We start from the raw sequence: 21357 nt of genomic DNA on the forward strand, positions 1-21357 counted from the left end.
TCGGCAAAGCGAGGAAGACAAACGCCTGTTGCTCGACGCGGCCGGAGAAGGCATATTCGGGGTCGATACCGCGGGGCGGGTGACCTTTGTCAACCCTGCCGCCCTGCGCATGCTTGGATTTGCCGAAGGTGAGATGCTGGGCCAAAATGCGCACGGCCTCATCCACCATTCCCACGAGGACGGCTCCAACTACCCGGTGGAAGACTGTCCTATGCATGTCTCTTACGCCAGGACCACCGATAACCACACTGCGGACGAGGTGCTCTGGCGCAAGGACGGCAGCAGTTTCCACGCGGAGTATTCCAGCATGCCAATCACCAGGGATGGGAAGGTCATGGGCGCTGTAGTGACCTTTAAGGACATCACTACCCGCAAGGAGATGGAAAGAATTCTGAGCGAGAGTGAAGAGAAATTCCGAAAGATCAGTATGTCGGCACGGGATGCGATCATCATGATGGACAGTTGCGGGATCATCACCTACTGGAATGAGGCGGCTGGAAGGATCTTTGACTACACCACCGAGGAAGCTGTAGGGAAAGAACTCCATGCGCTCCTTGTACCTCAGAGATACTACCAGTCCCACATAAAAGGGTTGGGCCATTTTGTGAAAACCGGAGAAGGGAACGCCATTGGAAAGACCCTGGAACTCGTGGCTATCAGAAAGAACGGAGCGGAGTTTCCCATCGAACTGTCCCTCTCTGCCGTATATTTGCAGGACGGGTGGTCTGCAATAGGCATCTTGAGGGACATCACCGAGCGCAAGGAGGCGGAAGAAACCCTGCAGAAAAGCGAACAAAAGTTTCGCGCCCTCTTTGAAGATTCGAAGGACGCACTCTATATCACTACACAGCAGGGGAGATTCATCGACTTCAACCAGGCCTATCTGGAACTGTTCGGTTACACAAAGGAAGATATGCTTGCCCTGTATGCAAAAGATACCTATGTGAATCCGGATGATAGGTTAACGTTCGTGAAGATGATGGAGGAAAGGGGTTCTGTAAAGGATTATGAGATAAAACTCCGCAAGAAGGGTGGTGCCGGGATGGAGTGCCTGATGACAGCGACAGTCAAGTATGCTGATGATGGAAGTATACTGGGGTATCAGGGCATGATCAGGGACATAACCGAACTCAAGCACATGGAACAACAGCTTCACGCCATGTCCCTTACAGATGAACTTACGGGCCTGTACAACAGGCGCGGGTTTATCACCCTCTCCGAGCAGCAGCTGAAGATAGCGGCGAGGACAAAAAAGAGCATGCTTCTCTTCTTTGCTGATCTGGATAAGATGAAGGAGATCAATGACATATTCGGTCATAAGGAAGGAGATAAAGCGCTTATTTCAACCGCAGAGGTCCTCAGAGGGGTATTCAGGGAATCAGATATCATAGGCCGCATGGGGGGGGATGAGTTTGCCATACTTGCAATAGATGCCGCTGATGGAACCGGAGAAGCTCTCATAAACCGCCTTCGCAATACCATTGATGGTCGCAACAGGCTTGAAGGCATGAACTACACACTCTCTCTGAGCACAGGAGTAGCACGCTATGACCCTGAAAACCCCTGCTCTATAGATGAGCTTATGGCCCGGGCGGATACATTGATGTATGAGGAGAAAAGGAGCAAACACCACTAGAATGGAGGCCTGCGCATAATCAAAAGGCTTTCGATACTGTCGAGCGATTTCAGGCAGCCACTTATATCAATAATGGCCTCCTGGTTATAACACGCGGCTGCACCGTCTCTTCGCCGTTGACTTGCCCCATCCTTTGTGATTAATGAATGCATGAAAAGGGTAAAGACCATTGATTGCGAGAGCCCTGACCGCATAGAGTTCATCCACTCAGAGATAGTGAACATAGTCGAATTCATTGAACCGCAGCCCTGCAACCTGTCCGATCTCGGGACGAATGCGCACTTCCTCCTCACGGGTATCCTCAAGACTTGTTCATAGTCTCCGTCCTAGCCTTTATCGCAGGCATATATGTGGAGGCTGTCCGCCCTTTTACTCTTGCCCCAATACTGATCGCCCTCGGTGTCCTTGTTGTCGCCCTTCCTTTCTTGCTTAAGGGAAGGCGCGGCTGGCTGACGGGTACAACACTTGTCGCCGCCTTCGTGCTTGCCGGAATCCTCAGAGTGGCCCTCTCCCTTCTTAACCAGCCGCTTTATCCTGTCGACCCGGAGGCTTCGCTCTACCGGGGGTGGGTCATTGAATCGTCCCGGGGTTCCAGGATCATAGAGCTTGAAGAACCATCGCACCTTGCAGGCACAAGGGCCCTCCTCCGGTCCGACAGCTCCGCGGCCATCGGGGATGAACTGACCGTCTTCGGCTCCCTGAAGGAGATCGTGGTCACCTTCAGGAACCCCTATCACATCTCGTGGAAGTGGGTGAAGAAGCTTGAGGGAACCTTCTGCGAGATACGGGGCGATATACTGTCAATCCAGCCGGGAAAGAGACTGATCGACGGCTGGAGAAGGCACCTTGCCGGGAAGATCGATGCGAGCCGAGCCCGGCATACCTCGGTCGTCAAGGCACTGACAGTTGGTGATACGACGGGCCTTGACGAGGCAACAAAGACCCTCTTTCTTGAAACGGGTACATCGCATATCCTCTCCATATCAGGGTCACACCTCGCGGTCGTCGCCGCCTTCTTTTTCCTCATCGCAAGGTTTGCTTTCCGCATATCCTCCCGAATGTGTCAAAGCGGGGCTGATCGCAGGTGCGCCGCCCTTCTCACCATACCCTTTGCGATCCTCTTCATGCTCATCGCCGGGTCCAGCCTTCCCACCATACGGGCAACGATCATGATAGTCATCTATATGCTTGCACTTTTCTTCGAGCGCAGCCGACATACGGAAAACGCGCTGTTCCTGAGCGCTCTTGCCATACTCGTGGTCTTCCCCCATTCTCTTTTCTCTCCCTCCTTCCAGCTGACATTCAGCGGCGTGCTTTTTATCATCCTCGTCAGCCGAATAATTCAGCCCGCTCTTCTAAAGGTCCATCGCCTCGCCAGGTGGTTCCTGTCGTTGATGGTCATGGGCCTGACGGCGACGGCGGCAACACTTCCTGTTGTCCTTTACCATTTTCACGGTTTTAATCCCTTGAGCTTTCTCCATAATTTCATCGCCGTTCCCCTTATGTGCCTCATTTCGACACCGCTGGCCCTTGCGGGCCTTGTTGCGCCATTCGGCGATCATTTGCTGCGCCTGTCAGGAATGATCATCGAAGTCACCATTGCGATATTGGACAGGCTGAACTGGGGGTATATCTATCCCGTTGTGCGGCCAAACCTTCCCGAGGCGCTCCTTTATCTGGTCGCCATTTTCTCCCTTCTCTTCATCAGGCGACGATCCGTAAGGTTCGCGTTCTTCGCCTTCGTTATGCCCCTTCTCCTCGTCACCGCATACGTCACCTGGCAGAAACGTTTTAACAACCAGGACCTGTGCGTCAGCTATCTGGATGTAGGGCTCGGGGATGCCATGCTCGTCGAGGCGCCCCTGGGCGTGCGCCTTCTTATTGATGGAGGCGGTTTCCATGGCAGCGACTTCGATACAGGGAGGGCTGTTATCGCCCCCGTTCTGCTGTCGAAAAAGATATCCACCCTGGACTACGTAGTGAGCACCCATCCCCACGAGGATCACCTGGGAGGACTTAGATTCATTCTCAGGCACTTTCGCGTCAACGCCTTTGCCGGTGCCGCCTGTCTCGCGCAGGAGCTTCACATGAAGCGCATCCAGGACATCCTGGGAGAACAAAACATACCTTCGCTCCTTCTCACAGCCGGCGATGTGCTCCCCCTCTCTTCGGGCCCCGACATAGCGGTTCTCGCACCCTCCGGCGAGACTTCAGTCGAGGATCTCAACGATTCATCCCTCGTTCTGAGAATGACCTTCGGCGCCAAAAGCTTCCTCTTTACGGGAGATATCGGGGAAGACATCGAAAAGATGCTGGTCCTTTCAGAGGCGCCTTTGCGGTCCTCTGTTCTGAAGGTGCCCCATCATGGAAGCCGCCATTCCAGCACGGCCCACTTCATCCGCGCCATAAAGCCGCAATTGGCCGTTCTGAGCGTCGGCCCGGGCATCCGGGGAATACCTTCCCGCGAGGCGATCGCCCGCTATGCTTTCCTGTCGGTTCCCCTGTACAGGACCGATCGCGATGGATGCGTCACGGTATGCACCGATGGGAGGAAATTAACGGTGGAAAGGGATAACAACCAATGACCAGGCAAAGACAGGCCTCCGGCTGTAATGAATTTTCGTTTGGTTATTGGGATTTGGTTATTGGTTATTGTCCTGTGATCCTGTCATTGGTTGTTATCCTTCTCCAATGACTTTCCTCAGCTTCTCGTCCAGTTCTATTGAATCGTAAGGTTTTGTCAGCACTTCCTTAAAACCGTATTCCCGGTAATCGGCAACGACGGGATCGTTGAGATATCCGCTCGATATGATCCCCTTGACCATGGGATCGATCCGGAGGAGCTCCCGCAGGACCTCTTTCCCACCCATGCTCCCCGGGATGGCGAGATCAAGGATGACGGCATCAAAGGGGCTTTTCAACTCCGCTGCCTGCTTGTAGAGAGCGACCGCTTCTTCCCCATTCTGCACCGTCCTCACAGAATAGCCAAGATACTCGAGAAGTTCCTTTCCTATCTCCAGGACCATCTCTTCGTCATCGAGGAGAAGAACCCTGCCTTCACGCACGCCTGCCGGCCGGCCGGCCGCTGCCGCCTCCCTTCCCACCTCTTGCTTGTATGCGGGAAGATTGATGTGAAAGACGGAGCCCCGCCCTTTTGCCGATTCGACGGAGATGCTGCCGTTATGCTTCCTGACAATGGCGTAGGAGATGGCGAGGCCGAGGCCGACCCCCTTTTCGGACCCCATCCCCTTCGTCGTGTAATAAGGGTCGAAGATCTTCGGGATGTCCTCGGGCAAAATACCTGTTCCCTCATCGGTGATGGATATCCTCACATAGTCTTCTTCTATGAGAGGAAGCCTGTCCTCCGGGGGGAGGCTGACATTCCTTATGGCGATGGTGATCTTCCCGCCCGCCGGCATGGACTCCCTCGCATTCCTGAGGATATTCTCGATAACCTGCCTGATCTGTTCCTCATCGGCTTCGATGGAAAGGATATCGGGGGGGATGTCGTAGACGCAATCCACGGGAAAACCGCGCAGAACCCGGGCGGCGACGGAGCTTACAAGGGGGCCCGGCTGGATTATGCTCTGAACCGGATTGCCTCCGCGGGAAAATGTGAGGAGCTGCTGCGTCAGCGACTTTCCGAGAAAGGCGATCCTTTCCGCCTCGTTGAGATAGTCCATCAACCGTCCGTTGTCGGGCGTGTTCATCCTGGCAAGAGAAAGGTTTCCCACGATGGCCATGAGAAGATTGTTGAAATCATGGGCGATACCGCCGGCAAGGGTCCCCAGGGATTGGAGATTCTTGGCCTTGAGGATGTCCCCTTCCATTCTCTTTTGGTCGCTGACATCTATGATAACACCGACGATACCGCCGACGCTTCCGTCATCGCCTGAAAGCGCGGCCTTCTTGTTCAGGTCGTAGTGCACGGAACCGTCGCACCTGACGCTTTTTATTTCGTAGGATCTGACACCGCCGGGCTCGCCGAGAAGCTCCTGGTCCATCGCATGATGGACCTCAGCCTCTTCCCGCCTCAAGGGAAGCTGGAAAACGTCCTTACCGATGACCTGGTCGTCGGTAAGTCCGAAGTATTCGCTGAAGGCCTTATTGTAAAGGAGATAAACACCCCGCGAGTCCTTGTAATAGACAGGACTGGGTATGTTGTCGATGAGCGCTTGAAAAATCTGAGGTGTCCTCGAAAGGATCTCTACTACCGTTTTCACTCTGGTCTCTCAGGTTCAGAAGAATGCGTTACAACTATGGTGTGATATTTATCACGAAAAACCACCACGGTCTATAGAAAAACATGGGTGTCCAAAAGAGGGGATCGGAACGAGACGATCTACCCGACCAGACACCTCTCGTACATCACCCCGTACCTGACACCTGCAGCACTGACCTTGCATCGGTCAAATCTTCCGTGTTCCATGATCTCCTTCAGAATGACCGCCCCCTGGACGATGATATCCTCCCTGCCCGGTTCCATTCCCTTCACAAGCTTCCTTTGATCACTCGTCAGTGCCGCCAGGGAAACCATTAATTTCTTCAGTTGCCTGAGTTCCATCACCAGACCGTGTATGATCCCCTTGTCGTACCTCTCAATACCGGCCACCATGGCGGCGATGTTCGTTACCGTACCTCCCGTCCCCAGCAGAACGCTTCCGGGGGTACAGGCGACCGTGGAAAGCTTTTCCTTTATGTATGAAGCCACGCTCTCCATTTCTTCCTCGAGGGGCGGGTCATGGGATACAAACGCATCGGTAAGCCTGACGCTTCCCATCGGCAGGGAAGTGTATCCGACAAAGTCCTTGTCGGTTCCGCTTATTATCTCCGTGCTGCCTCCCCCGATGTCGATTATGGTCATCCCGGCATTTCGCACCATATCGTCGTCCCGCACGGAAAGATAGGTATAGTACGCCTCATCACGGGCACTTATTATCTCAACGTCGAAGCCGAAGGTGTCTCTCACGGAGGTGAGGAACTCACCGCTGTTCGAGGCCTCCCTGAGGGCCGCAGTGCCCACGCAAAAGAGCCGTTCGACGCCATGTGACTCTGCTATATCCATGTATCGCCTTAGCCCGTCGACCGTTCGGGACATTGCGGCACGGCTGAGATTGTGCGAGTTTACAAGACCCTCGCCCAGCCTTACGACGGTCGACATGTCGACGATGTCGCGAAACGTCCTTTCCCCCTCGTGCTTCTCGGCGACGAGGAGGAGGATCGTATTTGTCCCGATATCAATGGCGGCATATTTCATTTGACATCCTCAGGAGAAAACCCATAAGATACGAGTCATGGATTCCGGCGGCCTGTCACCGATGAACGTCAGCGCCCTCGCCGCCTTCGTATCAGGCCTTCTCTCTTTCTTCACCCCATGCATCCTCCCCCTGGTTCCTTCTTATCTCATCTACGTCAGCGGGATAACCGTCAGCGATGTCGCGGCTCCCACAAGAGAACACAGAAAAAGGGTGTTCTTTCATTCGCTCGCCTTCATCCTCGGTTTCTCTTTTGTCTTTGTGGCCCTGGGCATCTCCACGTCCCTGATCGGCGGGTTCTTCGCCAACTATCAGGTCTACATCATACCTCTCGGAGGCATCATTCTCATCGTGCTCGGTCTCCTGTACCTCGATATCATCAAGATATCTCTCTTCAACCGTCAGCACATGATGCAGCTCAAACAGAAACCCATAGGACTTGCGGGATCCTTCGTCGTGGGCCTGACCTTTTCCCTGGGATGGACGCCCTGTGTCGGCCCGGCGCTCTCTTCGATCCTCATCGTGGCTTCCGTGACCGGGGACACTTCCCATGGGATCTACCTGCTTTCGTCCTATTCCCTTGGGCTGGCGATACCTTTTATCATCTCGTCGCTTCTCTTCGACAAGCTTTTCATCCTCCTCAAGAGATATGGCTTCGTCGCCCGGTATGCCGTCAAGGTACTCGGCGCCCTCCTGATCCTCCTGGGCCTGCTCATGGTCAGTTCATACTACATTACCTTGAATCTGTGGATAGGGACGGTGCTCCCGACCGGGATTTGATCCGCGGGATGGAGGTAGCGGATGGACTAGAAATCAAGCTCCTGGAACTCATTCTGGAATCGTTCCTTGAACTTCTTTATCACCCTGTTCTCGATCTGTCTCGCCCGCTCCCGTGAAATCTTGAACTGCTCCCCGATCTCCTGCAGCGTCAGGGGTTCCTCAGCCATGATCCGGTGGTCGAAGATAAAGACCTCCTTATCGTTCAGGTCCTTCTTGAACTCCTTCACCCTCAGCGCTAGGATCTCCCTTTTCTCCCTGTCTGCAACAACCTCCTCCACATCGTCCCCACCCTTCATCATGTCCATCATGGTATCGTCACCCTCCTCGTGGATGGGAGAATCGAGGGAGACATCGGTAAAAGCGAGCCTTTTCTGCATCTCCTCGATCTCTTCTTCTTTCACATCGAGGTTGCTTGCAAGGAGGGCCGGCGCCGGGAACATTCCGAGAGCCTCCAGTTTCTGCTTCTCCTTGTTAAGGCGGTAGAAGAGTTTTCTCTGACTTTGCGTCGTTCCCACCTTCACGAGACTCCATGAATCCATGATGTACTTCAATATGTACGCCCGTATCCAGAACGATGCGTAGGTGGAGAATTTTGTCCCTTTGTAGGGGTTGAACTTTTTCACGGCGTGAAGGAGACCGACGTTGCCTTCCTGGATCAGGTCGAGGACATTGAGATAGGTGTTATAGTACTCCAGGGAGATCTTGACGACAAGCTTCAGGTTGGACATGGCAAGTTTCTCTGCGGCATCCCTGTCCTTGTCCTCGTAGACCTTCCTCGCTACCTCGAATTCCTCCTCCCGCGAGAGAACGCTGTAGCGCGAGACCTCGGAGAGATATTTCCTCAGGGGGTCGAAGGTGGTAGGCAGCGAGCTGTCTTCAGTTCCTGTACGCACCGGCCGTTTCTTGGAGATCTTGTCGTCGTCCATCACAGTAAACCTCTATTCAGCCCGCACCTGGATCAACTGGCTCACGATACTGACTGCGATCTCCTGCGGTGTTTCGGCATGAATGGAAAGACCGATGGGGGCATAGACCCTGGAGATAGACTCCTCGGCAAAGCCCGATTGACGCAGCATATCGAATATCATCTTCACCTTTCGTTTACTCCCGATCATGCCGATATAACGAGCGTCCCTGGAGAGGACTGCCCGCAGGACCTCGGCATCATGAGAATGGCCCCGCGTGACGATGACGACAAATTCACTTCCCGTAAAAGACAGGGAAGATAACGCCTCGACGAAGTCCTGTACTATGATCTCCTCTGCTTCGGGAAAGCGCTCGGCGTTGGCATATTCCTGCCTGTCATCGATAACCACCACATTGAAGTCGACCATGCCCGCTATCTGCGCAATGTACCGGGAAACGTGACCCGCCCCGAATACGTAAAGCCTGGCGCGATCGAAAAGGGGTTCCACAACGAATCTGCCTTCGCCGACAATTACGGGCCTTTTCTCAACGGCAAGGCCCAGATAATATGCGGCCCTTTCCTCATCCAGGGGATCTCCTGTGACCTTCAGACCCTCCTCGATGAGCGTCTTCGTGAAAACATCCCCGCCCAGTGCTGTCACGACAACACCTTTGCTCCCCCTCTGTTCCATTTCGGCAAGGTGGATATAGAGCATGCGATGTGCCTGAGTGACAGGCTCAAGGAGGACGTCGACATTGCCTCCGCAGAGCATGCCCTGCTCCGCAACGGTCTTGGAGTCCATTTTCATGTGGAAGATAGATGCCTTGTTCTCATTCTTTCGTTCCACGGCGGCTTCCTGCACGTATCGCTCGAGCAATCCCCCGCCCACGGTTCCGAAAGACCTTCCCTGACCGTTCACGTACATCCGGGCCCCCACATCGCGCGGCGCCGAACCCGACCGGCCGATAACGGTCGCGAGGACACCTCTGTCCCCCGCCTCCAGGTGCTCTTTGATAGTCTGAAATATGCTCATCTACGTTACCTTTGTCCTCAAATCGCCGCTGTCATCCTACCGGGGGTTTCCGCTGTATTCATGAAGGATCGCCTCCAGAACTCCCCCTCCAATGGCACGGGCCTTGTCGGAGATGGTGTGACAGTTATCTTTCTTGCCCCGCGGGTCGACATCGCCCACCTTCTCGGCACTGTCGACATCCATTTCACGGATGAGGCCCCGGAGCACCCCGTCGAAGGGCGCAAAGACCGGTACATCGCCGACATAGAGAATGAGATCGCCCTTCTTCACATCGTCGCCAATCCGGCGGACGTGTTTCACCGGTCCCGGTGCAGGAGAGCGAAGCACCCTCTCTTTTCCCACGCCTTTCATTTCGCCCGGTAAACCTGTGTAAGGCTCAGCCGTGCCATCATAGATCACCCGCCCGAGATCGTGGCCGCGGTTGCTCTCCACCACGGCATGAACGTCCCGGGGAGCTGCAAAACCGGGACCCACGCCTATCACAAATGGCGCCTCGTCCCTTCCCGTCCCGAGGTTCCTCTTGGCCATGATAGCGTCCACCACAACATCAGGAGAAATGCTGGAGACGCTTCGCCACCCCGGGTCGACGAGGACGGCTATCCCGCCCGTACCCCAGATGGAGACCGCCTGCGATACATCGCCCGCAAGCTGACCCGTCACACCTTCGACTTCCGCGACACCATCGTGGATCGCCTCGCAAAAGGATACGAATCTCCTCACACACAACGGTCTTTCCGTATCGAGCATAGCGATGCGCCGGATACCCGCCCGGTGAAGCCTGTGGGCGATACCGGAGGCCATCTCTCCTGCCCCTTTTATGACCACCGACAGATCGGTGATGCTTCTCCCTTTATCCAACACCTCTCAATCCTCCTGAAATCAATAGTCTCAGAAGTCACCTTTTTCGACCCTGTATCCGCGTTCTCTCAGAACTTCAAGGTCTTCCACGGTGTCTATGTCGAACAGGATACCCTCGTCACCCTCTATGAATAGCACATCTGTGCTGTACTTTTCTATAACTTCGCGGAGACCTTTGTCGCCGTCAAGGCGTTCCATCTCCGCCCTGTAAGGCCCATAGCTCATCAGCACAGGGTGGCCCTTTATTCCGTCATGGATCGGGATTATGATGCTCCGGTCGGTTTCCCGGTACCTGTCGATCATGGCGGTCAACAGTCCCTTATTTACGAAAGGCTTGTCCCCAAGGTGAAAGAACACCGCTCCCGCATCTTTTATCCACGGCAGGGCCGCCTTGACAGAGCTTGACATCCCCCATCTATGGTCTTCGTTGCGAACCACCCTTACCTCCAGACCCTCAAGCGCCGTGGCAACGGGCACAACATCGCTACCCGCAACAACGATCACTTCCCCGAGGGCGGCCTCGACAAATGGGGTCACGGCTCTGCGGATGACCGTCTCCGAGTCGATCCTCACGATAAGCTTATTGAAGCCAAGCCTTCTTGACACTCCGGCGGCAAGGATAACGGAATAGACCTTATTCATAGAGTCCGGATGACGGCGGCGGCCAATATCCTAACCCTCTCGCACGGTCTTGAGAAGACCTTCGAGGAGCCTGTCGACATCAACACCGTGAACCTGCGCCCCTTGCTCGATGCTCTCGAAAAGTGCGGCTTCGCATCCGGCACAGCCCAGGCCGAACTCCTCGAAAACCCGGTCGGTTTGCGGGTATTTCTCAAGGACCTCTTCGATGGGCGTCTTCCTGTCGATCATTCCTTTCCTCCACCCTTATTTTCTCCGAAATGTGCGGTTCCGTCTCTCAAAAAACGTCTGCGGAAAAAACGAAGATATCGATGTCTCCTGACTTCCATGCATCCTTCGGCAGACCCGCCTTGTAACAGGTATATTCCAGAAATTCCGTCCTGTCCCACTTCTGCTCCGTCGCTACCTGGGGAAGCAGGAGTCCCGAATGTACCCCTTTCTCTATGTACAGGCCATGGGTACCAACCTCTATCTCGTTTATGTCGCGGATCTTTTTCATCGGGGTCAGGACTGAGATCTCGAAGTCAATGTCCTTCCATTCATCCTTGCTGACAGGCAAGAACCTGGGGTCGTTGAAGGCCGCCTGAATTGCCATCTCCTTCACTGTCTCATGAAGCGGCAGATAACCCCTGACATAGCCTATGCATCCCCGTAAGGCACCGCTGTTCTTGATAGTGACAAAGGCACCGCACTTCTCCTCGAGGAGTTCCGTTAACTCGACAGGAGAGCTTTCCTTGCCGAAAAGAACACCTTCTATGGCATCTCTGACAAGTGTTTTAAGCTTCTCCCTTTCTTCCGGTGAAAGTGCCATATCATCCGTCCGCGGCGGTCATTTGTCGAAGAAGATCGCCGATACATATCCCACGACGCCGCTGCGGTCTCCCGATACATCGCCTGAATTGGCATATTTCAATACCCTGCTGCCCTGCGCCCCCAGCTTCTTCGCCGCCATCATGGCGGTTATCATCGGACCCGCGCCGCATGCCTGCGCCTTTTCCGATCGTACATCCCTTATCATCGAGGGGACATCGAAATTCTTGAGGTGTTCCACCGTGACGGAATCGATCTTCACGGCCGCCTCATAGGGATAATAATGTGAAAGGTCAGTGCTGGCTACGATGAGGGAACGCCCCGGGCGAGCCGAGATCACCCTCTCCAGCGCTGTCGCGGCCGCCTCGTAAAGCTCCTCCGTCCCAGCACCCATAAGCAGGGGAAGGAGAAGAACATCCTTAAAGACATACTGGAGAAAAGGCAACTGGACTTCCAGTGAATGCTCTCCCCTGTGCACGTCTCTATTAACATTAAAAATGGCGCTCGTTTCGAGAAGTTCTTCCGCGGTACGCGCATCGACCTCTATGTCGCCGAGGGGCGTTCTGAAGCTTCCTTTCTCCCAGACGGCAACGCCCTCAAAATATGCCCTGTGACTCGGGGCAACAACGATAACCCTATCGAATTCGAGTGCCGAGACAGCCTTGTAAGCATAGGCGGCCACCTGCCCCGAATACACGTAGCCTGCATGGGGCGAGATTATCGCATGGACCCGCCCTGAAAAAGGCTCGAGATCTGCCCCTTTCAGATAGGCCCCTATATCCTTCTTGAGGAGGACCGGGTCATCGGGATAGAACATCCCGTTTACTGAAGATTCGCGCACTGTTGTCATATCACACGCCTGTACCAGCCCATTATATCATATGTGGCCGCCGGGAGCGCGCCTTTTTTCTCAATTGCTCAAAGGCCGTGTGTTATAATACATCCTGTGATCGTCCAAGACGTTTTCCGGAAAAGAAGGAATTATGCACCACTTCTCCTTATCCCCATTCTGCTGGTCCTCACCTGTATCTTCCCGGGTCTCGCCATGCCGGTAACAGACAAGCCCGTCATAGGAGCCGAGGAATACGTTACCGTAATGCCTTACGGGTTCACGATCCCTGCACGTGTCGACACGGGCGCCGCAACAACATCCCTGGACGCCAGGAACATGAGCGTGAAAGGTTCTGTGGTCACCTTCACCCTTCCTGCCCGATGGGGAGGCTCCACCATCACCTTGCCCATCATTGACTGGAGGCATATCCGAACGTCCAAATCGCGTGAAAAACGGCCGGTCGTGGAAATGGAGCTGTGCATCGCTTCCAAAAGGCTGCGGGCCCGGGTAAATCTCAACGATCGCTCACATATGAGATATCCCATGATCATCGGCAGAAATGTCATCACGGGCAACTTCCTCGTGGATACTTCGCAGTCCTTCACGACACTTCCCTTGAGTGAAGACACGGAGGCCGACAGGTGAAACGTCCCGCACTGGCCGCCGCCCTGGGGCTTATTGTCATATCTCTTCTCATTGTCGCCTACCGGATCGTCTCACTGGGTTATCCGCTTACTCCCGCCAGGCCTGATTACGTATGGACCTTTCGCTTCGACGGAGTGCTGCACGGCACCGGCAAAGATCCGCTTTTTCTCCTGTCATTGCCGTCGCAACAGCACGGCCAGATCATCCTTGAAGAATCCATTGGATCGGGATCGATGAATTTCAACCTTCTCAAGGAGTATGATAACCGCATTGGCGCCTGGTCGGGAAGAGTGGACCGGAACAGTGAATACATATCCTACAGGGCCGCCGTCCTCTTCCAGCATAAAGGAACGGACCAAAGTGTCGTGCCACCCCGGAGTTCTTACCCGTACGGTGTGACAGATCAACAGATAGCACGCATCGAGGATCTGACGGGTCAATGGCGCACATTGAATCTCTCCACGCGGATACAGGTAGTCCTTGGATTCGCGAAGGTCGGCGCTGCGGGTTCCGGGAATGACGCCAACCTCCTGAAGGTCGATGAAGCATTGGAAGGGTACAACGATATCGCCAGGCTCCACATCCTTCTGGCTGCCGTCAATGTCCCTGCGAGGACCGTAGAGGGCGTGGACCTCGTCGAAGGGGTTGTGGGCACCACATTACGCTGGGTTGAGGCGTGGACGGGGCAGAACTGGGAACATATCGACCCGGAACGCATGGAGGTTGTCTCTTCCGCGAAGAAGTTCCTGCCCCTCAGTGTCGGAGGGATGTCCGCCGTCAGGATCTCCGACAGCAAACTCTCGATGAAGCGATTCGAGCTGACACGGGACGTTGTAAGCAGATGGCGCATCTTTTTCGAGAGGATCAGCCGGTCCAACAGATTCCTTGACGTGTGGTCCCTTTTCCGAATCCCGCCCGAGTTTCAGCAGACCTTCAGGATACTGCTCCTTGTGCCCCTCGGCACCCTTCTCATCGCATTGCTTCGCAACATTGTCGGATTCCAGACCTTCGGGATATTCATGCCTGTGCTTATGGCCCTCGCCTTCAGGAGCACGGGGCTCGTGTACGGCCTCGCCATTTTTGCAGCGATAACCTTCATCGGATATATGGCGCGACGATACCTGAACAGGATGCGGCTCCTTCTCATTCCCAGAATGTCCGTCCTCGTCAGCCTCGTAATATTCTGTTTCATCATACTCGCTCTCGTGGGCAACAGGTTCGGGCTCAGGCAATTCATGGCAGTCGGCCTCCTTCCTTTTGTCATTCTCACCATGACGATAGAGCGTTTCTTCGTCGTCGTCGAGGAACATGGCATAAGGACTGCATTGCAAACGGCTGTCGGAAGCGCCGCAGTCTCGGTGATCACCTACCTCATCATACAATGGGAGGTCCTGCAGATAACCTTCTTCGTCTATCCTGAACTCCTTCTCTTCATCATGGGGCTGCAGATCCTCGTCGGCCGGTATACCGGGTACCGCCTGTCGGAGCTGATACGCTTCCGCTCTTTGCGGAGTGCTGCCGACCGATGATACCGCATCCTTTCAAGGGGCTCTACGAAGCAGGGGTCCTCGGCATGAACAACCGGAATGCCGGGATAATCATGGCTCAAAACCCCCGCTCGCGGTTTCCCCTTGTTGACAACAAGGTGGCCACGAAGCAACTGGCCGCTCTCCACAACATCCCCACGCCGGAGCTGTACGGTGTCATAAAGAGACACGGGGATGTCAGGCAATTTGACTCCATCATCCGCGACAGGAACTCTTTTGTTGTCAAACCCGCCCGGGGGTCGGGCGGCAGCGGGATCGTTCTCGTGAAAGAAAAGAGAATGAACGACCTGATCACCGAGAGCGGTAAAACGATCACTATTCCCGATATTCGATATCACATAACGGACATCCTTTCGGGTATCTTCTCACTTGAGGGCCAGGATGATCAGGCTATCATCGAGGCTCTCATCCATCCCGACGATGTCTTCGCCGCCGTCACGTACCGGGGAGTGCCGGACATCAGGGTCATCGTCTATCGCGGTGTTCCCATCATGGCCATGGTCCGTCTCCCCACGACCTCCTCGGACGGCAAAGCAAATCTCCACGGCGGTGCAATCGGCGCAGGAATAGACCTTGGCAGCGGCCTCACCATTACCGCCGTCCATAAATCAGCCATCGTCACCCATCACCCCGACACGGGAAATCCCGTGAGCGGGATACAGGTACCGTACTGGGAAAAAACGCTCCTCATGGCGGCGCGGTCCCTGGAAATGACAGGCCTTGGCTATGTGGGAGCGGATGTGGTCATGGATCGAGACAGGGGACCGCTTCTCCTCGAGCTCAACGCCCGTCCGGGCCTCGCCATCCAGATGGCAAACAGGGCCGGCCTCATGAAACGCATCCGCCACGTAAACGCCGCCCCTGCCGAGATTTTCGCTACCCCCGAAGAAAGGATGGAGTGGGCACAGCTGAACCTCTAACGTTCTTCCTGCCGGAAGGTCATCATATCCATACGCGTTACCGTTGTCGGGGTGGAAACCCTTGGAGCGTTGAGGAGATGCCAGACGGTGTATTGTTCGGCAAGCAGGTTCTCGGCTGAAGGGCCATCAACGGGCAGGATGACCTTGAGACCGCGAAAAGCGGCGCCGCTTGCCGTGTTGAGCACTATGTCATACTAAGTCACACCCGTGGCCTACCCGCTATTTCCGGGAATCGATGATCAGGGTTACCGGACCGTCGTTGATAAGGGCCACTTCCATATGTGCCTGAAAAACACCGGTTTGCACATCGGCGACGCGCAGCTTCGCCCCTTGCACGAAGGTCTCGAAGAGGGCTTTTGCCTCACCCGATGGCATGGCGTCAGAAAAGGAAGGGCGCCTTCCCTTCGCACAGTCGCCGTAGAGAGTGAACTGTGATACCAGCAGGAGTGAACCCCCCGTATCGAGGAGGGATTCATCGAACTTACCGTCCTCCCTTTCAAAGATCCTGAGATTCACGATCTTCTCGATCAACCAGTCCATGTCCTTCTCTGTATCCCCTTTTCCGATACCGAGAAAAACAAGGAGACCGGGGCCCGTGTGTCCGACGCGTCGTCCATCTACATCAACAGAAGCGCTCATTACTCTCTGGATAACAGCCCGCATCTCTCCTCCTCAATACGGTTCAGAGACCGGTTTCTAAAACTGAACCAATAAAAAGGGCCCTTTGCAGGGCCCTTCCTTGTACTTGTTGTATGCGTCTGCACGCGGTTACTTCTCCTGTGCCTCTTTCTCCCGCTTTGCCGCCTCCACTATCTTGTCGGCGATCTGTGCGGGAACCTCTTCATAGTGGGAGAATTCCGTGGTGAAGGTACCTCTGCCGCCCGTCATAGACCTCAGGTCGGGGGCATACCGCAGCACCTCGGACATGGGCACCACCGCCTTGACCACCTGGTTGCTCCCCCTGGTCTCGACGCCCATGATCTTGCCCCTGCGGGAGTTCATGTCGCCCATAATGTCGCCCATGTTCTCGTCGGGTACAATGACCTCCATTTTCATGATGGGTTCGAGCAATGCCGGTTTGCACATTTCGAGGCCCTTCTTGAACCCCATTGACGCCGCGATCTTAAATGCCATCTCCGACGAATCGACGTCGTGATAGGACCCATCATAGAGGATAACCTTGAAATCGATGACGGGATAGCCAGCCAGGATACCCTGGTTCATGGCCTCCACGATACCCTTCTCGACGGCGGGTATATACTGCCGGGGGATCGCTCCGCCGACGACCTTGTCGACAAACTCGAAACCTTCGCCGCGAGGCTTGGGAACCATCTCAAGCCAGGTGTCGCCATACTGACCCTTACCGCCGGACTGCTTCTTGTATTTTCCCTGTATCTTAGTGGTTCCCTTTATGGTTTCCTTGTATGGGACCTTCGGGTCTCTCAACTCAACCTCGACGCCGAACTTGCGCTTCATCCTCTCGACGATGACCTCGATATGGACCTGACCCATACCGGAGAGGAGAAATTCCTTCGTCTGGTCGTCGCGCGAATATTTTATCGTCTGGTCTTCTTCGATGAGCCGTGCCAGTGAGGTATTGAGCTTATCCTCATCGCCCTTCGCCTTGGGCTGCAGCGAGAATGAAATGACCGGACTGGGCACCGTCACTCCCTCATACCTGATGTGTGACTTTTCGTCGCAGAGGGTATCACCCGTCTGCACCTCCCTCAGCTTTGCCACGACAGCAATGTCGCCGGCGCTTGCCGAGCCTGCGGGCTTCTGTTTCTTCCCTATGAGGGAGAATATCTGACCGATCCGCTCTTTTTCTTCCTTGTTAACATTGAACACCGTCATGTCGGGGTGAACTTCGCCCGAATAAACCTTGAATAAGGTCAACTTGCCCGCAAATGGATCCGTAATGGTCTTGAAGACCAGGGCACTGAAAGGCTGGTTGTCTGATGACTCGCGCACCGTTTTTTCGCCTGTTTTCGGGTTGATCCCCTCAATCTCCTTCTTGAACGTCGGGGGCGGAAAAAGCTTTACGATGCCGTCAAGCAGTGTGCTGACACCAATGTTCCGGGTAGCGGAACCGCAGAAAATGGGAACGATCTTGTTGTCGGCGATGCCCGCCTTAAGGCATTTCTCGATCTCTTCGGCGCCTATCTCGTCCCCGCTCAGGTACCGCTCCATGACCTCATCATCCATTTCCACGGCCGTTTCAACGAGTTTTTCACGATACTTCCCAACAAGGTCGAGTTGTTCCGCCGGTACATCGACGGTGTCGAATGCGCCGGAAACATCGTCTTTGAAAACAAAGGCCTTCATGGTAAGGAGGTCTACGACCCCCTTGAAATTCTCTTCCTGACCGATCGGTATCTGCACGACAAGACACGTCTTGTCAGTAAAGTTCTTCTGAATGTCTTCCACGGTCCTGATAAAGTCGGCGCGTTCCCGGTCCATTTTGTTGACAAAGATACCGGCGGCCACACGGAACTCATTGGCATATTCCCACACCTTTTCAGTCCCGACCTTCACACCCGAAACGGCGCTCAGGACAATAACGGCCCCATCGACGACCCTCATGCAGAGCTTCGCATCGGAAATGAAGTTGTCGTCGCCGGGAGTATCGAGGAGGTTGATCTTGCTCTTGGCCCATTCGAAACAGGCCAGAGTGGACGATATCGTGATCTTTCGATCCACTTCCTCCGGCTCGTAGTCCATCAGTGAGGTACCCTCATCGACGCTCCCAAGCCTCGTGTTCTCACCGGTCAGAAAGAGCATGGCCTCAACGATCGAGGTCTTACCCTCTCCCCCATGAGAAAAAATACCAACATTCCTGATCGCGTCAGGCTCGTACTTTTTCATGAAAGCTCCTTTCGACACTCAAAAATCGTTTAAAATCCAGTGAATTTAACATGGCTCCTCCCAAGAAATCAAGAACTAATAGGCAGTCTGCCGGTCCACCTCTTTACCCCGTATGCCCGTTTGCGCGAAGCATAGACCCGTGTGCCCGTATGCGGGTTTGCCCGCGGGACAAATCCCATTCTTCGTCTTGACTCCCCACTGGTTTTATGTTTAAGTAATAATTTCAAATCAGAACAAGGACGAAAGATGAAAAGAACCTATCAACCTCATAACAAAAGCAGAAAAAGAACGCATGGTTTTCTCGTGCGAATGAGAACCGCTTCGGGCCGGGATATCATTAGACGCAGACGCGCAAAGGGCAGGAAAAACCTCTCTGTCTAAACCGACCGACAGGAATTCGATAAGGGCTTTGACGGCAGCTGCTCAAGACAACTGCCGTCAATAGAATATACCTGATGACCTGCACCCTGATGAAACAAGAGAGGCTCAAGAGGGGGGACTTTCGCGCTGCAGCATGGACAAAGTGTTCAGAGACGGCCCATTTCGTCCTGCTCGCCGCAGACAACCGGTGCAGTATCAGAAGGTTTGCCGTCACTATACGTAAGAAAACGGGGGTTGCAGCAGTGCGCAACAGAGTGAGGAGGATCGTAAAGGAGTTCTTCCGTTTACATAAAGACCTCTTCAGGGAAGATTCGAATAGCCTTATCAGGGTCAAGGGGCTTCCGGAAAGACTGACCATGACAAAGATGGAACCGGAGTTACTCACCCTCCTCTCTTCGATGAAATCGCGCACAAGCATCAGGTAATGAAAAAGATTATTATTTTCCTCGTGAACTTATACAGGGTAACTTTTTCTGTCTTTTTACCCGTACAATGCAGGTTCTATCCGACTTGTTCCCAGTACATGATCGAAGCTGTTGAAAAAAAGGGTGTCTGGAGAGGTACGCTCCTGGGGCTCAAGCGCATATTGAAATGCAATCCGTTCTTTCCGGGCGGATACGACCCTGTACCATAACGGAGGTAACGAATGGATAAACGCACTATCATCGTGCTTGTGCTGACGATGGCCATGCTCTTCGTCTTTCAGACGTATTTCATGCCGAAGGAAGCACCGAAACAACCGCAGGCTCAAACCGAGTCCGCGCCCCAGGGTGAGGCTCAAAAACCGGCTGCCCGGACCGATGCCGCCCAGAAGACACCGGGGGCATCCTCATCTCCTGCCGCCGGTGCACAGCCGACGGAGAAACAGGTCAACAAGACCATAGCCGTATCGACACCTTATCTTGATGTCACACTCACCGATCTCGGGGGTGGGATATCGAGTGTCAAGCTCAAGGACTACAAGGCAACTGTCAAGGGAACCGCGGAAAAGGAGATCGTGGAGAATGTAAAACCCTACGTTTACAGCCCCACCATTCACCAGAACGGGTCCTTTGACCGCACCTATTTCAAGTCTGACAAGAACGGCCTCACCGTGACAGACAGCCCGGCATCCATAATCATGACGGGGACCCTCGAAAACGGCACGAAGCTGCAGAAAACATACACATTCTACCCCGACACATACACGATCGGCATTTCCGTGGATATCGAGAAATCGAAATCCCAGGGAGTCCAGGCGGATTTTGCGGTCATATCCGACAAGAACGAATCCAGTTACGTCTTCAAAGGTCCTTTCGTGTTTGACGGAAAAAGTTTGAACCAGATCGATAAGATCAACGAAACTCTCAATTTCGATAAGAATTACCAGTACACAGGCTTTGACGAAGGTTTCTTCACATTCATCTACATTCCTTCGGAGGACACCAAACCGGGGCTTTCCATTGGAAAGACCGACAAGAACATACCTTATATCCGTCTCGCGCCGGCATCGAACAAATTTGCGGGCAAGCTTTACTTCGGCCCGAAAAAGGGCAACATACTGGCAAGCCTCAACGTCAAGGCCGAAAAGATCATTGACTTCGGATGGTTTGACGTTATCGCCAAACCGCTTGTGTGGCTTCTTGATTTCTTCAACCGCTTTACGCACAACTACGGGATCGACATCATCCTTCTTACGATCCTCATCAAAATAATATTTCACCCCTTGAGCGTCATGAGCTTCAGGAATATGGCCAAAATGCAGGCGGTCCAGCCGGAGATCAAGAAACTGCAGGAAAAGTACAAGAACGACAAGGCCCGGCTGAATCAGGAACTGATGCAGATATATAAATCGCGTGGCGTTAACCCGATGAGCGGATGTCTCCCCATGCTGCCACAGATCCCTGTATTCTTCGCCCTTTACAAGGCACTTTCCGGGGCCATCGAGCTTAGACACGCCCCTTTTCTCTGGTGGATCAATGACCTGTCGGCGCCGGAGGACCTCTTTTCCTTCGCCGTCATGGGATACACGATCCCTATCAGGCTTCTGCCGCTCATCATGGGCGTGACCCAGGTCATACAGCAGAAAATGACACCGACGAGCACCGATCCGATGCAGCAGAAGATGATGATGTTCATGCCCATCGTCTTCACCTTCATCTTCTGGGGCTTCCCGTCGGGACTCGTGCTTTACTGGCTCGTCTATAATGTGGCGTCCATAGGACAGCAGTACTACATCAACAAGAAGACCAGGACGGCCCGGTAAGGAG

Annotated in this window: 23 protein-coding genes; 11 read left to right on the top strand and 12 right to left on the bottom strand. The window is 54.2% G+C overall.

All coding sequences use genetic code 11. From position 1 onward, the window contains the following. The 3 genes from PHC90_10040 to PHC90_10050 form a co-directional block, all read left to right on the top strand. On the top strand, positions 1-1636 hold a 1636-nt coding region (locus PHC90_10040; protein MDD3846685.1), incomplete at its 5' end, for a sensor domain-containing diguanylate cyclase. Positions 1637-1786: 150 nt separating this feature from the next. Continuing rightward, on the top strand, positions 1787-1954 hold the full coding sequence (locus tag PHC90_10045) for a hypothetical protein (GenBank protein ID MDD3846686.1): 168 nt from the start codon (positions 1787-1789) through the stop codon (positions 1952-1954). Positions 1955-1986: 32 nt separating this feature from the next. Continuing rightward, positions 1987-4221 carry a DNA internalization-related competence protein ComEC/Rec2 gene (locus PHC90_10050; GenBank protein ID MDD3846687.1) on the top strand — a complete coding sequence of 745 codons (2235 nt, stop codon included), beginning with the start codon at positions 1987-1989 and terminating at the stop codon, positions 4219-4221. Between the two features lie 93 nt (positions 4222-4314). Here the strand turns inward: PHC90_10050 and PHC90_10055 are convergent, their stop codons facing one another. Both PHC90_10055 and PHC90_10060 read right to left on the bottom strand, forming a co-directional pair. After that, positions 4315-5859 (bottom strand): ATP-binding protein, encoded by a 1545-nt coding sequence (locus tag PHC90_10055; GenBank protein MDD3846688.1) that lies wholly within the window; start codon positions 5857-5859, stop codon positions 4315-4317. A gap of 119 nt (positions 5860-5978) precedes the next feature. Next, positions 5979-6893 (bottom strand): Ppx/GppA phosphatase family protein, encoded by a 915-nt coding sequence (locus PHC90_10060; GenBank protein MDD3846689.1) that lies wholly within the window; start codon positions 6891-6893, stop codon positions 5979-5981. A 37-nt stretch (positions 6894-6930) separates the two neighbouring features. Here PHC90_10060 and PHC90_10065 point away from each other — a divergent pair, with 37 nt between their 5' ends. Continuing rightward, positions 6931-7671 (top strand): cytochrome c biogenesis CcdA family protein, encoded by a 741-nt coding sequence (locus tag PHC90_10065; protein MDD3846690.1) that lies wholly within the window; start codon positions 6931-6933, stop codon positions 7669-7671. A 26-nt stretch (positions 7672-7697) separates the two neighbouring features. On the opposite strand, the gene PHC90_10070 is transcribed toward PHC90_10065, so the two are convergent. Genes PHC90_10070 through amrB form a run of 7 tightly spaced genes read right to left on the bottom strand, consistent with a single transcriptional unit; the run spans position 7698 to position 12768 of the window. After that, on the bottom strand, positions 7698-8597 hold the full coding sequence (locus PHC90_10070) for an RNA polymerase factor sigma-32 (GenBank protein ID MDD3846691.1): 900 nt from the start codon (positions 8595-8597) through the stop codon (positions 7698-7700). Between the two features lie 12 nt (positions 8598-8609). Further along, entirely contained in the window at positions 8610-9611 is a 1002-nt protein-coding gene (locus PHC90_10075) for an XdhC family protein (GenBank protein ID MDD3846692.1), read from the bottom strand. A 36-nt stretch (positions 9612-9647) separates the two neighbouring features. Then, the gene (gene yqeB, locus PHC90_10080) at positions 9648-10469 is read right to left on the bottom strand and encodes a selenium-dependent molybdenum cofactor biosynthesis protein YqeB (GenBank protein ID MDD3846693.1); all 822 of its coding nucleotides are present in this window, start codon (positions 10467-10469) and stop codon (positions 9648-9650) included. A 30-nt stretch (positions 10470-10499) separates the two neighbouring features. After that, the gene (locus PHC90_10085; GenBank protein ID MDD3846694.1) at positions 10500-11111 is read right to left on the bottom strand and encodes a nucleotidyltransferase family protein; all 612 of its coding nucleotides are present in this window, start codon (positions 11109-11111) and stop codon (positions 10500-10502) included. Between the two features lie 30 nt (positions 11112-11141). After that, a complete protein-coding gene (locus PHC90_10090; protein MDD3846695.1) occupies positions 11142-11339 on the bottom strand; it encodes a DUF1858 domain-containing protein in 198 nt (65 codons plus the stop codon). A 46-nt stretch (positions 11340-11385) separates the two neighbouring features. Beyond that, the gene (gene amrA / locus PHC90_10095; protein ID MDD3846696.1) at positions 11386-11919 is read right to left on the bottom strand and encodes an AmmeMemoRadiSam system protein A; all 534 of its coding nucleotides are present in this window, start codon (positions 11917-11919) and stop codon (positions 11386-11388) included. 18 nt (positions 11920-11937) lie between these two features. Next, positions 11938-12768 (bottom strand): AmmeMemoRadiSam system protein B, encoded by an 831-nt coding sequence (gene amrB, locus PHC90_10100; protein ID MDD3846697.1) that lies wholly within the window; start codon positions 12766-12768, stop codon positions 11938-11940. Between the two features lie 96 nt (positions 12769-12864). On the opposite strand from amrB, the gene PHC90_10105 reads away from it, so the two are divergent. Genes PHC90_10105 through PHC90_10115 form a run of 3 tightly spaced genes read left to right on the top strand, consistent with a single transcriptional unit; the run spans position 12865 to position 15862 of the window. Further along, positions 12865-13395, top strand: a complete 531-nt coding sequence (locus tag PHC90_10105) for a RimK/LysX family protein (protein MDD3846698.1) — start codon at positions 12865-12867, stop codon at positions 13393-13395. Then, complete coding sequence (locus tag PHC90_10110; GenBank protein MDD3846699.1) at positions 13392-14924, top strand: UUP1 family membrane protein; 1533 nt, start codon at positions 13392-13394, stop codon at positions 14922-14924. Before PHC90_10105 ends, PHC90_10110 begins: the two co-directional genes overlap by 4 nt. Beyond that, the gene (locus tag PHC90_10115) at positions 14921-15862 is read left to right on the top strand and encodes an alpha-L-glutamate ligase-like protein (GenBank protein ID MDD3846700.1); all 942 of its coding nucleotides are present in this window, start codon (positions 14921-14923) and stop codon (positions 15860-15862) included. The genes PHC90_10110 and PHC90_10115 overlap by 4 nt, the downstream gene beginning before the upstream one ends. On the opposite strand, the gene PHC90_10120 is transcribed toward PHC90_10115, so the two are convergent. The 3 genes from PHC90_10120 to fusA all read right to left on the bottom strand — a co-directional run bounded on the left by PHC90_10120 (position 15859) and on the right by fusA (position 18727). Further along, entirely contained in the window at positions 15859-16047 is a 189-nt protein-coding gene (locus PHC90_10120) for a hypothetical protein (GenBank protein MDD3846701.1), read from the bottom strand. The two genes, PHC90_10115 and PHC90_10120, sit on opposite strands and share 4 nt — an antisense overlap. Before the next feature lie 34 nt (positions 16048-16081). Beyond that, entirely contained in the window at positions 16082-16525 is a 444-nt protein-coding gene (gene dtd, locus PHC90_10125; protein ID MDD3846702.1) for a D-aminoacyl-tRNA deacylase, read from the bottom strand. Between the two features lie 105 nt (positions 16526-16630). Next, entirely contained in the window at positions 16631-18727 is a 2097-nt protein-coding gene (gene fusA, locus PHC90_10130) for an elongation factor G (GenBank protein ID MDD3846703.1), read from the bottom strand. A 246-nt stretch (positions 18728-18973) separates the two neighbouring features. Here fusA and rpmH point away from each other — a divergent pair, with 246 nt between their 5' ends. The 4 genes from rpmH to yidC all read left to right on the top strand — a co-directional run bounded on the left by rpmH (position 18974) and on the right by yidC (position 21353). Further along, positions 18974-19108, top strand: coding sequence for a 50S ribosomal protein L34 (rpmH, locus tag PHC90_10135; GenBank protein ID MDD3846704.1), 135 nt, complete (start codon positions 18974-18976; stop codon positions 19106-19108). A 74-nt stretch (positions 19109-19182) separates the two neighbouring features. Then, entirely contained in the window at positions 19183-19533 is a 351-nt protein-coding gene (locus tag PHC90_10140) for a ribonuclease P protein component (GenBank protein MDD3846705.1), read from the top strand. After that, complete coding sequence (yidD, locus tag PHC90_10145; protein MDD3846706.1) at positions 19533-19742, top strand: membrane protein insertion efficiency factor YidD; 210 nt, start codon at positions 19533-19535, stop codon at positions 19740-19742. Before PHC90_10140 ends, yidD begins: the two co-directional genes overlap by 1 nt. Positions 19743-19754: 12 nt before the next feature. Continuing rightward, on the top strand, positions 19755-21353 hold the full coding sequence (gene yidC, locus PHC90_10150) for a membrane protein insertase YidC (GenBank protein ID MDD3846707.1): 1599 nt from the start codon (positions 19755-19757) through the stop codon (positions 21351-21353). The last annotated feature ends 4 nt before the right edge of the window (positions 21354-21357 follow it).

The organism is Syntrophorhabdaceae bacterium (genome assembly GCA_028698615.1).
Classification (GTDB): domain Bacteria; phylum Desulfobacterota; class Syntrophorhabdia; order Syntrophorhabdales; family Syntrophorhabdaceae; genus Delta-02.

Bases quoted from the DNA above. Each gene is read 5' to 3' on its own strand.
- rpmH (MDD3846704.1), top strand. From the start codon at position 18,974: ATGAAAAGAACCTATCAACCTCATAACAAAAGCAGAAAAAGAACGCAT.
- PHC90_10115 (MDD3846700.1), top strand. From the start codon at position 14,921: ATGATACCGCATCCTTTCAAGGGGCTCTACGAAGCAGGGGTCCTCGGC.
- PHC90_10070 (MDD3846691.1), bottom strand. From the start codon at position 8,597: ATGGACGACGACAAGATCTCCAAGAAACGGCCGGTGCGTACAGGAACT.
- amrB (MDD3846697.1), bottom strand. From the start codon at position 12,768: ATGACAACAGTGCGCGAATCTTCAGTAAACGGGATGTTCTATCCCGAT.
- PHC90_10140 (MDD3846705.1), top strand. From the start codon at position 19,183: ATGACCTGCACCCTGATGAAACAAGAGAGGCTCAAGAGGGGGGACTTT.
- dtd (MDD3846702.1), bottom strand. From the start codon at position 16,525: ATGCGGGCTGTTATCCAGAGAGTAATGAGCGCTTCTGTTGATGTAGAT.
- PHC90_10045 (MDD3846686.1), top strand. From the start codon at position 1,787: ATGAAAAGGGTAAAGACCATTGATTGCGAGAGCCCTGACCGCATAGAG.
- yidC (MDD3846707.1), top strand. From the start codon at position 19,755: ATGGATAAACGCACTATCATCGTGCTTGTGCTGACGATGGCCATGCTC.
- PHC90_10060 (MDD3846689.1), bottom strand. From the start codon at position 6,893: ATGAAATATGCCGCCATTGATATCGGGACAAATACGATCCTCCTCCTC.
- PHC90_10085 (MDD3846694.1), bottom strand. From the start codon at position 11,111: ATGAATAAGGTCTATTCCGTTATCCTTGCCGCCGGAGTGTCAAGAAGG.
- PHC90_10065 (MDD3846690.1), top strand. From the start codon at position 6,931: ATGGATTCCGGCGGCCTGTCACCGATGAACGTCAGCGCCCTCGCCGCC.
- PHC90_10075 (MDD3846692.1), bottom strand. From the start codon at position 9,611: ATGAGCATATTTCAGACTATCAAAGAGCACCTGGAGGCGGGGGACAGA.
- amrA (MDD3846696.1), bottom strand. From the start codon at position 11,919: ATGGCACTTTCACCGGAAGAAAGGGAGAAGCTTAAAACACTTGTCAGA.
- yidD (MDD3846706.1), top strand. From the start codon at position 19,533: ATGAAAAAGATTATTATTTTCCTCGTGAACTTATACAGGGTAACTTTT.
- PHC90_10090 (MDD3846695.1), bottom strand. From the start codon at position 11,339: ATGATCGACAGGAAGACGCCCATCGAAGAGGTCCTTGAGAAATACCCG.
- fusA (MDD3846703.1), bottom strand. From the start codon at position 18,727: ATGAAAAAGTACGAGCCTGACGCGATCAGGAATGTTGGTATTTTTTCT.